Origin of the sequence: Massilia timonae (assembly GCF_001866515.1) — a bacterium.
Taxonomy (GTDB): Bacteria; Pseudomonadota; Gammaproteobacteria; order Burkholderiales; family Burkholderiaceae_D; genus Telluria; species Telluria timonae.
The window spans coordinates 5,180,587-5,195,110 of the sequence record NZ_JRYB01000001.1 but is presented as its reverse complement, the minus strand read 5'-3'; the positions used below and the strand labels follow the sequence as shown (position 1 = coordinate 5,195,110).

The following is a 14,524-nucleotide window of genomic DNA, read 5'->3' as shown; positions in this document are numbered from 1 at the left end:
CCTTGTGACTGTGCGGGGTGGCCGCATACTGATGTCATTACCGGCGATGTGGTCGGTTCTCTTGTGTCTCCATCTCGGCCCTGCCGAGGACTTGGCCGTTGCTTGCTTCGTGCGGCAGCGGCCTTTTTTTATGTTTTCTGCTCAGGTGGAGGCGCCTGGGGTGCGTGCCGCGGCCAGGTCCGGCGCGGCGACAGGACGTGGCTCGGCGGGCGCCGGCCTGGTGGCGTGCGCGCTCGGGTCGCCGGGTGCGAGCACTTCCCAGTTCGTGCTGACCAGGTCGAGGACCATTTCCTCTTGCCGGCCGCAGCAGGTGCAGGTGCGCTGTTCCCGGGATGCGTTGTACTGCCAGGAATGGGTCGTCGTCAGCGCGCTCGCGATGGTGGACAAGACCGACTTTGATGCCGAGAAAAATCCCATGATGCTCACCAGAAGTTAACTTGGTCAGCGTATTACGCAACTTGTAAATGCGCAAGATCTTGAACGGGTAAATGCAGCGGGTTCTTGATCATGGTCACTCGAGTGTTGCGAAATGGATGAAGCGGCCAGCGCGCTGCCTGCTTCCGAGCGCCTGAGCCAGTCATTCAGGCCTTCGAGGTCGGGCCGGCGGTCGTACAGCGTGTCGTACATGCGAATCAGCACGCCTCTGCCGCTGGCGCCGATCGCCAGTTCGTGCAGCGCCGCCATCTTCAGGATTAGGACGGATCGTTTAAATTGTCACATTGCGTGAACTCTGACGGATACCATTTTCTGAGCAGTTGAAGAGTAAGCGAACCTATTTTCTTGGCTGCAACGTCGAAGCCGTCCTGATCCAGGTCTTGAAGCGCGATGGGTACGCTCAGGGGATCGGTTCTACCTTCTTTCTGGTGCGTAATTACAAGGCTGTCGTTGTCTACACTTATCGATACACAAGGAAGCTTCATAATTTCCTCAATGAAAGCGGAAGCACTGCAGTGCTCCGTGCGGACCTTACGGTTCGGATGGTCGGGATTTATTTCCGGCTTCGGCTTGCGATTGTCGGGATAGTCATTAGTATAGGCGACGGATGAGTGCCTGAGAGACCGTAATCGATCCAGAGGCGTCTCTGCGATAGAGACGGAAAAGGCGATGGGATCGAGCCGAAGGTCGCGAGAAGGCGGGCCGCCTGTGAATCAAGCGGGAATTGCGGAAGTAATCCGCTTTTGCAGAACTATTCGCATTCCAGAATTTTCTGCGAAAAGTGCGTGGATAATGGTGCCCGGAGCCGGAATCGAACCGGCACGCCATTGCTGGCAGCAGATTTTAAGTCTGCGGTGTCTACCAGTTTCACCATCCGGGCAACGCCGGCGATTCTAGCACAGGCGTGCTCAATTCGGAGCAGTTCGGCAACTTTATCCTCCTGATAAGCCCTCAGCGCGGCATGATCGCCCGCGCATCCTTCCCAGACGATTTCTTGCATCTTTGGAACCCCCGCCCGGATGGTGTAGCATGCCAACCGGCGTCGCCCATGGCGCCACCCCAGGCAAGACCACGCAAGGACAAGAATTGGACATCAAGATCAACGACGAGCTGCGCTCCTTCGTCGACCCGCTCACCGACATCGAATACGCCGCGCTCGAGCGCAGCCTGCAGGCCGAAGGGTGCCGCGACGCACTGGTGCTCTGGCGCGACACGCTGATCGACGGTCATAACCGCTACGAGATCTGCAAGAAGCACGGCATTCCGTTCCGCACCGTCCACAACAACAACTTCGCCTCGCTCGAGGATGTGATGCTGTGGATGATCGACAACCACCTGGCGCGCCGCAGCGTGTCGGACTTCCAGCGCGGCGTGTTCGCCCTGCGTAAGAAGGAAATCGTCGCTGCGCGCATGGCCGAGAATCCGCCGGCGGAAGAGGGCGACAAGAACGCCCCGGCCGACGACACCTCTCCGCCATGGAATACGCGCGAGGATGTCGCCCGCGCGGCCCGCGTCTCGAGCAATACCATCAGCCAGATCGAACGCATCCAGAAGGCCGCCACGCCGCAGCTGCGCGAGGCCGTGCGCACCGGCGCCATCTCGATCAACGCCGCCGCCAACGTGGCGCAGCTGCCCGAAGAGCAGCAGATCGCCGCCGTCGCCGGTGGCCGCAAGGAATTGCAGCAGGCCGCGCGCCAGGTGCGCGAGCAGAAGATGGCCAGCCGTCCGAAAAAGGAAAAGGTCGAGCTCGACCCGGAAGACGAGCTGGCCGCCCTGCGCAAGGAAGTGGCAAGCCTGAAGGACCGCATGGCGACGCTGCTGACCGATAACCAGCGACTCAAGCAGCGCCTGGCCAATGCCGGCCTGGACGACGAATAACACGACCTGAAGGAAGACCAAAGATGCGCATGCCCCGTTCGTTCTCGCCGGTCCTGCTCGGCGCTCTCCTGGCTGGACTGACCGCTCCCGGACTCGCCGTTGCCCAGGGCAAGGCGGCGACCAGCGCCGCGCCCGCCGCGCAGGCCTTCAGCGCCGCCGACGTCGCGCGCTGGAAGGCGACCGCGCAACGGGTGACGATCCTGCGCGACAAATGGGGCATTCCGCACATCTATGGCGGCACCGACGCCGACACCGTGTTCGGCATGCTGTACGCCCAGGCCGAGGACGACTTCAACCGCATCGAGCTCAACTACATCAATGCGATGGGGCGCCTGGCCGAGGTCGAGGGCGAGAAGGAAATCTGGCGCGACCTGCGCATGAAGATGTACATCCAGCCGGCCGACATGCAGGCCAAGTACGCCGCCAGCCCGGTGTGGCTGAAGAACCTGATGAATGCCTTCGCCGATGGCCTGAACTATTACCTGCACACCCATCCCGAAGTCAAACCGAAGCTGCTGACCCGCTTCGAGCCGTGGATGGCCCTGACGTTCAGTGAAGGCAGCATCGGCGGCGACATCGAGTCGATCGACCTCAAGGAACTGGAACGTTTCTATGGCAAGCGTCCGGTGCTCGCCAGCGTCGGCGTCGACAAGGGCTTCGATCCCGAGCCGCGCGGTTCGAATGGCTTCGCCATCGCCCCCAGGCGCTCGGCCAACGGCCATGCGCTGTTGATGATCAACCCGCACACCTCGTTCTATTTCCGTCCCGAGGTGCACATGGTCAGCGACGAAGGGCTCAACGCGTATGGCGCCGTGACCTGGGGCCAGTTCTTCGTCTACCAGGGCTTCAACGACAAGCTGGGCTGGATGCACACGTCGGGCGGCGGCGACGTGATCGACGAATACCTCGAGACCGTGGTCGAGCGCGATGGCGAGTTCTTCTATAAATACGGCAAGCACGAAGGCCGGATGCGCACCACGCAGATCAACCTGCCGTACAAGACGCCGAACGGCGGCATGGCCAGCCGCACCGTCACCGCCTATTTCACCCATCACGGCCCGGTCGTGCGCCAAGAAGGCAATAAGTGGGTGTCGGTCAAGATGATGGACGACCCGCTCAATGCGCTGACCCAGTCCTATACCCGCACCAAGGCGCGCGACTACAACGCCTTCTACAAGGCGATGGAGCTGCGCACCAATTCCTCGAACAACACGGTGTATGCCGATGCGCAGGGCAATATTGCCTACTTCCACGGCAATTTCATTCCGAAGCGTGACCCGCGCTTCGACTGGACCAAGCCGGTCGACGGCAGCAATCCGGCCACCGAGTGGCAGGGCCTGCACGAGATCAAGGAAACGATCACCCTGCTGAACCCGGCCAGCGGCTACATCTCCAACACCAACAACTGGCCGTGTAATGCGGCCGGCGCCGGCAGCAGCCCTCAATGCGCCAGCTACCCGGCCTATATGTGGTCGCTGCCCGAGAATGCCCGTGGCCGCAACGCCGATCGCGTGTTCAAGGAGGCGAAACGGCTCGACGTCGATGGGCTGATCGCGGCGTCCTACGACACGCGCCTGGCCGCGTTCGAGCCATTGGTGCCGGCCGTGGTGGCCGATTACGAAGCGCTGCACGAAAGCGATGCGCGCAAGGCCGCGCTGCTCGAGCAGATCGCCGTGCTGCGCGACTGGAACCTGCGTTACGCGATCGATTCGGTGCCGACTTCGCTCGCGGTCTATTGGGGGCAAGAGATGGTGGCGGAGCATGGCGCGCGTGCGCGTGCCGAAAGCATTCCGGCGGTAGACTATATCGCTACTCGCCTGAGCCCGGCCGATCGTCTCGATGCGCTGGTGCGCGCCTCGAACAGGCTGCAGGCCGACTTCGGCAACTGGCGCACGCCGTGGGGCGAGATCAACCGCTTCCAGCGCATCAGCGGCGACGTCGACCAGCAGTACGACGACAGCAAGCCCAGCATCCCGGTGGCTTTCGCCTCGGCCAACTGGGGTTCGCTGGCGTCGTTCGGCATGTCGGCCAAGCAGAAGACCAAACGCATCTATGGCGATCGCGGCAACAGCTTCGTTGCGGCGGTCGAGTTCGGCCCGCGCATCAAGGCCAAGAGCATCCTGGCCGGCGGCCAGAGCGGCGATCCGCGCTCGCCGCACTTCAATGACCAGGCGGCGATGTATGCGCGCGGCGCGTTCAAGGACGTGCTGTTCTACAAGGAAGACATCGAGCGCAACCTGGAGCGCAAATACCATCCCGGGCAGTAAGGCCTGCCGCCGCAGGCATTGCGCCCGCTACTGAAAGGACTGCGTGGAACTGAGCGAAAAACAGAAAATGTTGGCTGGCATGCCGTATCACGCCAGCGATCCCGAGCTGCGCGCCGAGCAGAACGCTACGGCCGCCTGGCTGGCGCGCTACAACGCGGCGCTGGGCGAGCCGGCCAGCTGGCAGGCGCTGCTGGGCGAGCGCATTGCGCGCGCGGGGCAGGGCACGACCGTGCGACCGCCCTTCCACTGCGACTACGGCTGGCACGTCACCCTCGGCGCGCGCGTCTTCGTCAACTTCGACTGCGTGTTCCTCGACGTGGCGCCGATCACGATCGGCGACGATTGCCGCATCGGCCCGGGCGTGCACATCTATACGGCCGACCATCCGCGCGACCCGGCCCTGCGCCGCGCCGGCTTCGAATCCGGCCGCCCGGTCACCATCGGCCGCAACGTCTGGATCGGCGGCGGCGCCATCATCCTGCCCGGTGTGACGATCGGCGACGATGCGATCGTCGGCGCCGGCAGCGTGGTGACCCATGACGTGGCGCCCGGCGCCCATGTCGCGGGCAATCCAGCGCAGCCGATATCTGGCTGATCGCGGCCCTGTCCGGCGCTGAATGGCTGGCGGCGCCTGTTTCCCGCTTGCTATAATCGCAGCTTCGCATCAAAAGCACAGCAAGGCAGGACAGGGCAGTGGCCAAACTCTATTTCAGATACTCGGCGATGAACGCCGGCAAATCGACTGCCCTGTTGCAGGTCGCCCATAACTACGAGGAGCAGGGCCAGCAGGTCAAGCTCTACACGGCGGCGATCGACAACCGCTATGGCGTCGGCCTGATCACTTCGCGCCTGGGCGCGCAGCGTAATGCCGAGGTGTTCGATAGCGACACTAATTTCCTTGAACAAGTGTCTGGCGTGGCTTGCCTGCTGGTCGATGAATCGCAATTTCTCTCCAGCGCACAGGTCAGCCAGCTGCACCAGCTGGCCCAGGTGCGCGGCGTGCCCGTCATCTGCTACGGGCTGCGCAGCGATTTCCGCGGCGAACCGTTCCCCGGTTCGGCCTACCTGCTGGCGCTGGCCGACGATATCGAGGAAATCAAGAATATCTGCACCTGCGGCAAGAAGGCGACCATGAATATCCGCGTCGACGACCAGGGCCGCCGCATCCGCGAAGGCGAACAGGTCAGCATCGGCGGCAACGAGAGCTACCGCCAGGCCTGCGGGCGTTGCTTCTACTCGGCCTGAGCCGGCCATGGCGTTCGCTTGCGGCGCCTGGCTTCCGGCCGCCGCCTGCGCCGCGGCCGGGCCCGCGCTCGACATCCTTGTTTACCTGATCCCGTCGGCCGCGCTGGCCGTGCTGCTGTGGATCGCCTCCAGCGCCCACCCCGCCTTCTTCGTCTTCACCGCCGCCGGCACGCTGTGCCATGAGCTCGCCCATTTCTCGGTGGGCTTGCTGACCAATGCCGAGCCGGTCGGGATGAGCGTCTTCCCGCGCCGGATCAAACGACCCAAAGGTGGCCATAACTGGGAACTCGGCTCGGTCACCTTTGCCAACCTGCGCTGGTACAACGCCGCCCCGGCCGCGCTGGCGCCGCTGCTGGTGCTGCTGGTGCCGCTCGGCGTGGCATGGTGGCGCACGCGTGGGGGGCTGGCCTTCGAGCCGGTCGACCTGGCCATCATGTTCTTCCTCGCGCCCCAGTTCCTGTCATTCTGGCCATCCCCGGTCGACTGGAAGCTGGCGGCCCGTTCCTGGCCCTGGGCGCCACTGCTGGCGCTGGTCCTGGCATGCTGGTATTTCAAGGATGCCGCCCTGGGGCTTATCAAGGCGTAAATACTTGGCGAAAAATCGCTTACGGCAGACTTAATTTCCGGCGATTCCGGCGCTTCAAGCGGGACAAGCCGCCTCTGGCACGTGGTTCTATCCTGTAGAATGGACCGCAAAGCGCGGTATGGCTGGCTTATCGATATTGGTCATGTCGCAATCCGCAGGAATCCCGTACGGAGAAACGCAGAATGAAGAAGCACGTGCTCATCGCCGCCATGGCATTTGCCATGTCCGCCCATGTGGTGACCGCACAGCCCGAGAAATCGGCTGCCATCGCAACGCCCGCGGCGCCTGCCAAGCCGGCGGACTCCAAGAAAGCCGCCCCGGCCCCGTCCTCGCTCGAGATGAAGCCGATCGCCGCCCAGACCCAGGCCGCCCTGTGGGCCTCGCGCGTGCTGGGGCGCTACCACTACAGCCCGGTGCCGCTGGATGACGCGATGTCGGTCAAGATCTTCGACAGCTACTTCGATGGGCTCGATGGCGAGAAGCTGTACTTCGTGCAGGCCGACCTGGATCACTTCGCCGCGCTGCGCACCCAGATGGACGACGCGATCAACAACGAAGACCTGACCGCGCCGTTCGCCATCTACAACCTGTACCAGAAGCGCTTCGCCGAACGCATGGCCTATGCGCGCGGCCTGCTCAAGACCAAGTTCGACTTCACCTCCGACGAGACCATGGAGCTCGACCGCGAGAAGGCGGCCTGGGCCAAGAACGAGGACGAGATCCGCGACCTGTGGCGCAAGCGCGTCAAGAACGACTGGCTGCGCCTCAAACTGGCGGGCAAGGACGACAAATCGATCCGCGAGACGCTCGATAAGCGCTACGACAACTACGTCAACCGCATCCGCAAGCTGAACAACGAGGACGTGTTCCAGATGTTCATGAACGCGTACGCCACCGCGATCGAGCCGCACACCAACTACCTCGGTCCGCGCTCGGCCGACAACTTCGACATCGCGATGCGCCTGTCGCTGGAAGGCATCGGCTGCGTGCTGCAGTCGCGCGACGACTACACCATCATCCGCGAGATCGTGCCGGGCAGCCCGGCCGACAAGTCCGGCAAGCTGAAGGTCGGCGACCGCATCGTCGGCGTGGCCCAGGGCGACAAGCCGTTCGTCGACGTGCTGGGCTGGCGCCTGGACGACGTGGTGGCGCTGGTGCGCGGCGAGAAGGGCTCGACCGTGCGCCTGGACGTGATCCCGGGCGACGGCGGCGTCGACGCCAAGCACGTGACCGTCGCGATGGTGCGCAACAAGATCAGCATGGAAGAGCAGGCCGCCAAGAAGTCGATCATCAAGGTCAAGGAAAACGGCGTCGAGCGCCGCATCGGCGTGATCTCCCTGCCGACCTTCTACCAGGATTTCGAAGCGCGCCGCAAGGGCGACCGCGATTTCCGCAGCGCGACCCGCGACGTCGAGCGCATCCTGACCGAACTCAAGAAAGAGAAGGTCGACAACGTCCTGATCGACTTGCGCAACAACGGCGGCGGCTCGCTGACCGAGGCGGTCGAACTGACCGGCCTGTTCATCGACAAGGGCCCGGTCGTCATGCAGCGCACCGCCGAAGGCCGGGTCGAGGTCGAGAGCGACACCAAGCCGGGCCTGGCCTGGGACGGTCCGATGGGCGTGCTGATCAACCGCGGTTCGGCCTCGGCGTCCGAGATCTTCGCGGCGGCGATCCAGGATTATGGCCGCGGCCTCGTGATCGGCGAGCCGAGCTTCGGCAAGGGCACGGTCCAGACCCTGATCGACCTCGACCGCTTTGCGCCGAACGAGAAGATGCGCTACGGCGAGCTGAAGATGACCATTGCCCAGTTCTTCCGCATTAATGGCGGCACTACCCAGTTGCGCGGCGTGACGCCGGACATCAAGCTCCCGGTGCTGACCGATATGGACACCTTTGGCGAATCGTCCTACGACAATGCGTTGCCGTGGGTGGCGATCAAGCCGGCGCAGTACATGCCGCTGGGCGACCTCAAGGAACTCGTCGCACCGCTGCAGAAGCGCCATGAGGAGCGCATCGCCAACGACAAGGACTTCCAGTTCCTGCAGGAAGACATCAACGAGGTGCTGAAGCTGCGCAAGGAAAACGTCATCTCGCTGAACGAGACCGTGCGCCGCAAGGAGCGTGACGCCCAGGACGCCCGCTCGAAACTGCGCGAAGCACGCCTGGCGGGCGTCTCGGTGAACCAGGACGAGCCGGCCAGCGGTCCGGGCAGCGCCGAGAAGCGCGCCGAAGGCCCGGATCCGACCAAGCCCAAGAAATCGGTGGTCGCCGTGCGCGGCACCCCGCGCCAGGACGATGGCCTGCAAGGCGACGAGCGCGATCTCCAGGCCGAGCTGGCGGCCGAGAAAGCGGCCAAGGATGCCAAGGACGTGTTGCTGCAAGAGGCGGCGAACATCCTGGCGGACGAGGTCGGCATGCTGAAGACCGATACCCGGATGGCGTCGCGCGTGATGCCGTATATGACGGTGGTTCAAAGCAAGTAAGCACGCAGCACCGCGGCGAGAGGCCGCACCGGGAAAGGCCGCACCGTGACAGGTGCGGCCTTTTTTTATCGGCGTTCACAGCAATGGGTCCCGCTGCGTTTCTTGCTGGAATATCTAGCAAAGTTATCAGGCCGCGACCAGCCGCGGCACGGCTCTCTCGAAAGTCCATGTTCTTTAGGCAAGCTGAAGCGTAAAACATGAATGCTGTAAATAGCTGAAAGATGGCATGAAATGACCAGTACTCAACAGTAAGATCGTATGCACGATTTGCGGTGGGTCAAAACTTAAGTTTTTTTGGTTTGTGATACGATAACTCTGTAGTTGTAAAAATAATAATCCTTACTTATCTTAGGAGTTATCTTCATGTCAACACGTCACCTCGTTGTTGCTGCCCTCCTGGCGTGCGCCGGCGCAGCCCAGGCAGAAGTCGTTTCCACGACAGGCTTCCAAAATGGCTGGACCGCCGGTAACGGCACCAGCGTGATCGGTTCGGGTGTGCTCGGTAGCGACGTCAGCCTGGTCGGCGGCGTCGCGCACGGCACTACCGACAGCCTGATCGGCAAGGCCAGCGCCAGCCTGTCGTCTGCCGACGCACAGAAACTCTTCGTCCAGCAGGGCATCGACGCCTCCTACGTGCTGAGCGCCGGTAATGGCCTGCTCGCAGCCCGTTATGGCAACTCGGTGTCGGTCATCAACGACGGCGACGGCGTGAAGATCGTGCCTGGCCAGAATGCAGGTGGCGGCATCGCGGCGCCTGCCGCGCCAGTCGCCGGCGGTGGTAGTGCCGGCGGCGGCGCCGCGATCGGCGGTGGCGGTGGCGCCGCGGTTGGCGGTGGCGGTGCGACATCGGGCGGCGGCAGCGCGGCGCCAGGCGGCAGCAGCGGCAGCCCGGCCGTGCCGGATTCGGGCAGCGACAGCGGTGGCGGCAACGTGACCGTGCCGGCGCCGGATGCCGATCCGATCTTCACCCTGCCAGTCCAGGACCAGGTCGGCGCATTGCCGGATCAGGTCAACGCCGTGCCGGAACCAGGCACCATCGCGCTGATGCTGGCTGGCCTGATGGGCGCCGGCGCGTTCTCGCGTCGCCGCAACGCCAAGCAGTAATCGCCTTCGGGCTGGGCCCGGCGTCCAGCCCGATCGACCGCGCCGACCATGCTTGGCGGCGCGGCCGTTTCAGGTACAATCCTTGTGAACGATCGTGCTATTCATGACGACAACAACAAGGAGACGACGTGGACCTGTACTACTCCGACGAGGACCTGGCCTTTCGCGACCAGGTCCGCGCCTTTCTCGCTTCCCATCTTCCCCCTGAACTCCAGCACAAGGTTCGCCAGCACCTGCGCCTGAGCCGCGACGACTACGTCCGCTGGCACCGCATCCTGGCCGCACAGGGCTGGGCCGCGCCCGGCTGGCCGGTCGAATACGGCGGTCCGGGCTGGACACCGCTGCAGCGCCACATCTTCGAAGAGGAATGCGCGCTTGCCGGCACGCCGCAGGTGCTGCCGTTCGGCGTCAATATGGTGGCGCCCGTGATCATGGCCTTCGGCAGCCAGCAGCAGAAGGACTATTACCTGCCGCGCATCCTGTCGTGCAAGGACTGGTGGTGCCAGGGCTATTCCGAACCCGGCGCCGGCTCCGACCTGGCCGCGCTCAAGACGGGCGCCGTCCGTCAGCAGGACAGTGCGGGCGAGCACTACATCGTCAACGGCCAGAAGACCTGGACCACCCTGGCCCAGCACGCCGACATGATCTTTTGCCTGGTGCGCACCGATCCCGGCGTGCGCAAGCAGGAGGGCATTTCCTTCCTCCTGATCGACATGCGCAGTCCCGGCGTCACCGTGCGCCCGATCGCGATGCTCGACGAAGACCACGAAGTCAACGAAGTCTTCTTCGACAACGTCAAGGTGCCGGTCGCCAACCTGGTGGGCCAGGAAAACCGCGGCTGGACTTATGCCAAATACCTGCTCGGGCACGAGCGCACCGGCATCGCCGCCGTCGGCCGCTCCAAGCGCGAGCTGGCCTTCGTCAAGCGCCTGGCGCTGCGCGAACGCAAGCGCGGACGGGCGCTGCTGGACGATCCCCTGTTCGGCGCGAAAGTGGCGGCGCTCGAGATCGAATTGATGGCGCTCGAGATGACGGTGCTGCGCGTGCTGGCCAGGGGCGAGGCTGCGCCCGGTCCCGAAGCGTCGATGCTGAAGGTCAAAGGCACCGAGATCCAGCAGGCCCTCACCGAGCTGATGGTCGAAGCGGCCGGTCCGCTGGCGCTGCCCTTCGATCTGGCCTACCTGTCCGGCGCGAGCGAACACGCCATCGCGGGCGACGACGATGCGGCTCCGCTGGCGGGCTACTACTTCAATTACCGCAAGACGTCGATCTACGGCGGGTCGAACGAAATCCAACGCAACATCATCTCCCAGATGATCCTGGGACTGTGAGGACGGCATGCATTTCGAACTGAACGGGGAACAGCAGCAGCTGGCCGATGCGATCCGGCGCTGGATCGGCCGCGACTACGGCTTCGAGGCGCGGCGCGCGATCGTCCATTCCGAGCCGGGCGTCTCGCCAGACGCCTGGGCCACGATGGTCGAACTGGGCCTGACGGCGCTGCCGGTGCCCGAGGAACACGGCGGTTTCGGCGGCGACGCCCTCGCCATGTTCGGCGTGATGCAGGAACTCGGCCGTGGGCTGGTGGTCGAACCGTATGTGGCGACGGTGCTCGGCGTTGAATTCCTGCGCCAGGGTGGCGGGCACGGTGCGCTGCTCGAACGGGTCGCCGCCGGCAACGTCAAGCTCGCCTGCGCGCTGGGCGAACAACGATCGCGCCACGACGCCTTCGAGATCGCCACGCGGGTCGAGGCCGTCGACGGCGGCTACCGCCTGCATGGCGAGAAGCGGGTGGTGCTGCATGGCGCCGAAGCCGATGCCCTGATCGTATCGGCCCGCAGCGCGCAGGGCGCGTTGGGCTCGCGGAGCTCGGGGAGCACAGCCGATGTGGGCAGTGTGGGCAGTGGGGGCGATGAGCAGGGCATGGATGGCGTGAGCCTGTTCGTGGTGCCGCGCGACAGCGCCGGGCTGCGCGTCACCGGTTACCGCACGCTCGATGGCTTGCGTGCGGCTAACGTCGTGCTCGACGGCGTGGCGGTCGGGCCAGACGCCGTGATCGGGGCCGTGGAAGAGGGCGGCGCCATTCTGGATGCGGCGCTCGATTACGGCGCCGGCCTGCTGTGCGCCGAGGCGCTGGGGGCGATGCAGGCCCTGTTCGACACGACGCTCGAGTACCTCAAGACGCGCCAGCAGTTCGGCGCGCCGATCGGTAAGTTCCAGGCGCTGCAGCACCGGATGGCCGATATGGCGATCCACCTCGAGCAGGCGCGGTCGATGGCCTTGCTGGCGGCGCTGGCACTGGCGCGTTCGGGTAGCGGGGCCGATGCCAATGTCAGTCGCGATGCCGCCGCAAACATCGAGACACGCCGGCGCGTGGTGTCGGCCGCCAAGTACCGCGTGGGCCTGGCCGCGCGCTTCATCGGCCAGGGCGCCATCCAGCTGCACGGCGGCATGGGCGTGACCGACGAGCTGCCGGCCTCGCATTACTTCAAGCGCCTGTCGACGATCGAACTGACGCTGGGCGATATGGACCACCACCTGGAGCGCTTCATCGCGCAGCCGGGATTCCGGGAGGCCGCATGACGGCAGGACCAGACAAGGGAGCGGGCATGGCGGTCAACGCGCGCGCGCACGTCCAGGCCGATGCGCCGGCCGGCAAGCGCTGGTATTTCGAAGATTTTTATCCCGGCCAGGAAATCGACCTGGGCGAGCGCAGCGTCACCGAAGCCGAGATCCTGGCCTTCGCAAGCGCGTTCGACCCGCAGTCCTTCCACGTCGACACCGGGGCGGCGCAAGCGTCGCCGTACGGCGGCCTGATCGCCAGCGGCTGGCACACCTGCAGCATGATGATGCGCATGGTGGTCGACGGCCTCCTGAGCGCGGCCGACGGCATGGGTTCGCCCGGCCTCGATGGCGTGCGCTGGCTGCAGCCGGTGCGCGCCGGCGACACGCTGCGCGTGCGCTATCTCACGCGCCAGGTCAAGGCGTCCGCCAGCAAACCCGATCGCGGCGTCGTCTGGTCGACCTGGACCGCCACCAACCAGCACGGCGTCCCGGTGTGCACGGTCGACGGCATCGGACTCTACGGGCGCCGGCCCGCCAGGGAGCAATGATGGCCACCACGATCGCACTCGATGCATTGCCGGCGCGGGTCGGCAGCGAAGTCGCCGTGTCCGACTGGTTCGAGGTCGGGCAAGAGCGCATCGCCACCTTCGCCGAAGCCACCGACGACCGCCAGTGGATCCACCTCGATCCCGAACGCTGCAAGCGCGAGTCGCCGTTCGGCCAGCCGGTGGCGCATGGCTTCCTCACGCTGTCGCTGCTGCCGGCCATGCTCACCAGCGCCCTGGCGATCGAGGGCATGCGCATGGGCGTCAACTATGGCCTGAACAAGGTGCGCTTCCCGAGTCCGCTGCCGGCCGGCAGCCGGGTGCGCGGGCGCTGGACCCTGCGCGGCGCCGATGCGGTCGCCGGCGGCTGGCAATTTACCTGGGACGTGACGATCGAGGCCGACGGGGCCGCCAAGCCCGTGTGCGTGGCCGAGTTCCTGATCCGCTGCTACGCCTGACGCATCATCATGCAACGTGGCCGCCGGCGTTGCCGAGCGCGCCCACGCCGCCCATCCGGTACTGATTGCGCCCGCCCGCCTTGGCCTGGTAGAGCAGGGCGTCGGCGCTGGCCACCAGCACGTCGGCGCCTTGCGCATCGCCCGGCACCAGGCTCGCCAGCCCCAGGCTCATCGTCAGGTGCGGGGCCGTGGGCGACGCCGCATGCGGCAGGCCGAGCTGGGCCAGTTCGGCCAGCAGCCGGCGCGCCACGCCTTCGGCGCCGAGCGCATCGAGCTGGGGCAGCAGGATGGCGAATTCCTCGCCGCCATAGCGGGTGACCAGGTCGTGGGTGCGGCCGGCGCCGCGCCGCAGCGCCGCCGCCACCTGCACCAGGCAGGCGTCGCCGGCCTGGTGGCCGTAGTGGTCGTTATAGGCCTTGAAATGGTCGACGTCGGCCAGGATCAGCGCCACCGGCAGCCCGGCGCGCGCGCAGCGGCGCCATTCGGCTTCCAGGCGCTCATCAAAAGCGCGGCGGTTGGCCACGCCCGTCAACGGATCGGTCAGGGTCAACGCGCGCAGGGCGTCGGCCTGGCGCTTGACGGTCAGCTGGGTGCGCACGCGGGCGCGCACCACCGCCGCGTTGACCGGCTTGGTGATGAAGTCGGCAGCGCCGGCCTCCAATGCGCGGGTCTCGTCCTCCGGCGTCTTGAGCGCGGTGACGAAGATGACCGGGATGTCGCGCGTCTCGGGCGCCGCGCGCAGGGCCGCGCACACGGCGTAGCCATCCATGTCGGGCATCATGGCGTCGACCAGGATCAGGTCGGGGTGCTGGGTGCGCGCCAGCTCGAGCGCGCGCTCGCCATCCAGCGCGAACAGCACTTCCTGCTCTTCCTGCAGCGCCGCATGCAGGATCTGGATGTTTTCCATCGCATCGTCGACCACCAGGATGCGGCCATTGAGTGCCATCTCGGTCCA

At 65.3% G+C, this 14,524-nt stretch carries 13 protein-coding genes and 1 tRNA gene; 11 read left to right on the top strand and 3 right to left on the bottom strand.

The features are described from left to right. Nucleotides 1-141: 141 nt before the first annotated feature. Nucleotides 142-387 carry a hypothetical protein gene (locus tag LO55_RS26535; protein ID WP_143054600.1) on the bottom strand — a complete coding sequence of 82 codons (246 nt, stop codon included), beginning with the start codon at nt 385-387 and terminating at the stop codon, nt 142-144. Nucleotides 388-1,228: 841 nt separating this feature from the next. Continuing rightward, nucleotides 1,229-1,315, bottom strand: a tRNA-Leu gene (locus LO55_RS22025). A 149-nt stretch (nt 1,316-1,464) separates the two neighbouring features. Here LO55_RS22025 and LO55_RS22020 point away from each other — a divergent pair. The 11 genes from LO55_RS22020 to LO55_RS21970 all read left to right on the top strand — a co-directional run bounded on the left by LO55_RS22020 (nt 1,465) and on the right by LO55_RS21970 (nt 13,569). Then, nucleotides 1,465-2,313 (top strand): ParB N-terminal domain-containing protein, encoded by an 849-nt coding sequence (locus tag LO55_RS22020; protein WP_083415506.1) that lies wholly within the window; start codon nt 1,465-1,467, stop codon nt 2,311-2,313. A gap of 23 nt (nt 2,314-2,336) precedes the next feature. Further along, nucleotides 2,337-4,580 (top strand): penicillin acylase family protein, encoded by a 2,244-nt coding sequence (locus LO55_RS22015; protein WP_071363118.1) that lies wholly within the window; start codon nt 2,337-2,339, stop codon nt 4,578-4,580. A gap of 67 nt (nt 4,581-4,647) precedes the next feature. Then, nucleotides 4,648-5,175: a sugar O-acetyltransferase gene (locus LO55_RS22010; protein WP_307188256.1), complete on the top strand. Its 528-nt coding sequence runs from the start codon at nt 4,648-4,650 to the stop codon at nt 5,173-5,175. Between the two features lie 98 nt (nt 5,176-5,273). After that, nucleotides 5,274-5,825, top strand: a complete 552-nt coding sequence (locus LO55_RS22005) for a thymidine kinase (RefSeq protein WP_071363116.1) — start codon at nt 5,274-5,276, stop codon at nt 5,823-5,825. Between the two features lie 7 nt (nt 5,826-5,832). After that, a complete protein-coding gene (locus LO55_RS22000) occupies nt 5,833-6,411 on the top strand; it encodes a hypothetical protein (RefSeq protein WP_071363115.1) in 579 nt (192 codons plus the stop codon). A gap of 182 nt (nt 6,412-6,593) precedes the next feature. Continuing rightward, nucleotides 6,594-8,897 carry a carboxy terminal-processing peptidase gene (locus LO55_RS21995; RefSeq protein ID WP_005670109.1) on the top strand — a complete coding sequence of 768 codons (2,304 nt, stop codon included), beginning with the start codon at nt 6,594-6,596 and terminating at the stop codon, nt 8,895-8,897. 363 nt (nt 8,898-9,260) lie between these two features. Then, the gene (locus tag LO55_RS21990) at nt 9,261-10,001 is read left to right on the top strand and encodes a PEP-CTERM sorting domain-containing protein (RefSeq protein ID WP_143054599.1); all 741 of its coding nucleotides are present in this window, start codon (nt 9,261-9,263) and stop codon (nt 9,999-10,001) included. A 128-nt stretch (nt 10,002-10,129) separates the two neighbouring features. Beyond that, nucleotides 10,130-11,332 carry an acyl-CoA dehydrogenase family protein gene (locus LO55_RS21985; protein ID WP_071363113.1) on the top strand — a complete coding sequence of 401 codons (1,203 nt, stop codon included), beginning with the start codon at nt 10,130-10,132 and terminating at the stop codon, nt 11,330-11,332. Between the two features lie 7 nt (nt 11,333-11,339). Then, a complete protein-coding gene (locus tag LO55_RS21980) occupies nt 11,340-12,584 on the top strand; it encodes an acyl-CoA dehydrogenase family protein (RefSeq protein ID WP_071363112.1) in 1,245 nt (414 codons plus the stop codon). Then, a complete protein-coding gene (locus LO55_RS21975) occupies nt 12,581-13,114 on the top strand; it encodes a MaoC family dehydratase (protein WP_083415505.1) in 534 nt (177 codons plus the stop codon). The genes LO55_RS21980 and LO55_RS21975 overlap by 4 nt, the downstream gene beginning before the upstream one ends. After that, entirely contained in the window at nt 13,114-13,569 is a 456-nt protein-coding gene (locus LO55_RS21970; protein ID WP_071363924.1) for a MaoC family dehydratase, read from the top strand. The genes LO55_RS21975 and LO55_RS21970 overlap by 1 nt, the downstream gene beginning before the upstream one ends. Before the next feature lie 7 nt (nt 13,570-13,576). Here the strand turns inward: LO55_RS21970 and LO55_RS21965 are convergent, their stop codons facing one another. After that, nucleotides 13,577-14,515: a diguanylate cyclase domain-containing protein gene (locus tag LO55_RS21965; RefSeq protein ID WP_005670125.1), complete on the bottom strand. Its 939-nt coding sequence runs from the start codon at nt 14,513-14,515 to the stop codon at nt 13,577-13,579. Nucleotides 14,516-14,524 lie beyond the last annotated feature (9 nt).

Coding starts and splice junctions, on each gene's coding strand:
- LO55_RS22020 (WP_083415506.1), top strand. CDS start 1,465: ATGCCAACCGGCGTCGCCCATGGCGCCACCCCAGGCAAGACCACGCAA.
- LO55_RS22015 (WP_071363118.1), top strand. CDS start 2,337: ATGCGCATGCCCCGTTCGTTCTCGCCGGTCCTGCTCGGCGCTCTCCTG.
- LO55_RS22010 (WP_307188256.1), top strand. CDS start 4,648: ATGTTGGCTGGCATGCCGTATCACGCCAGCGATCCCGAGCTGCGCGCC.
- LO55_RS22000 (WP_071363115.1), top strand. CDS start 5,833: ATGGCGTTCGCTTGCGGCGCCTGGCTTCCGGCCGCCGCCTGCGCCGCG.
- LO55_RS21995 (WP_005670109.1), top strand. CDS start 6,594: ATGAAGAAGCACGTGCTCATCGCCGCCATGGCATTTGCCATGTCCGCC.
- LO55_RS21990 (WP_143054599.1), top strand. CDS start 9,261: ATGTCAACACGTCACCTCGTTGTTGCTGCCCTCCTGGCGTGCGCCGGC.
- LO55_RS21980 (WP_071363112.1), top strand. CDS start 11,340: ATGCATTTCGAACTGAACGGGGAACAGCAGCAGCTGGCCGATGCGATC.
- LO55_RS21975 (WP_083415505.1), top strand. CDS start 12,581: ATGACGGCAGGACCAGACAAGGGAGCGGGCATGGCGGTCAACGCGCGC.
- LO55_RS21970 (WP_071363924.1), top strand. CDS start 13,114: ATGGCCACCACGATCGCACTCGATGCATTGCCGGCGCGGGTCGGCAGC.
- LO55_RS21965 (WP_005670125.1), bottom strand. CDS start 14,515: ATGGCACTCAATGGCCGCATCCTGGTGGTCGACGATGCGATGGAAAAC.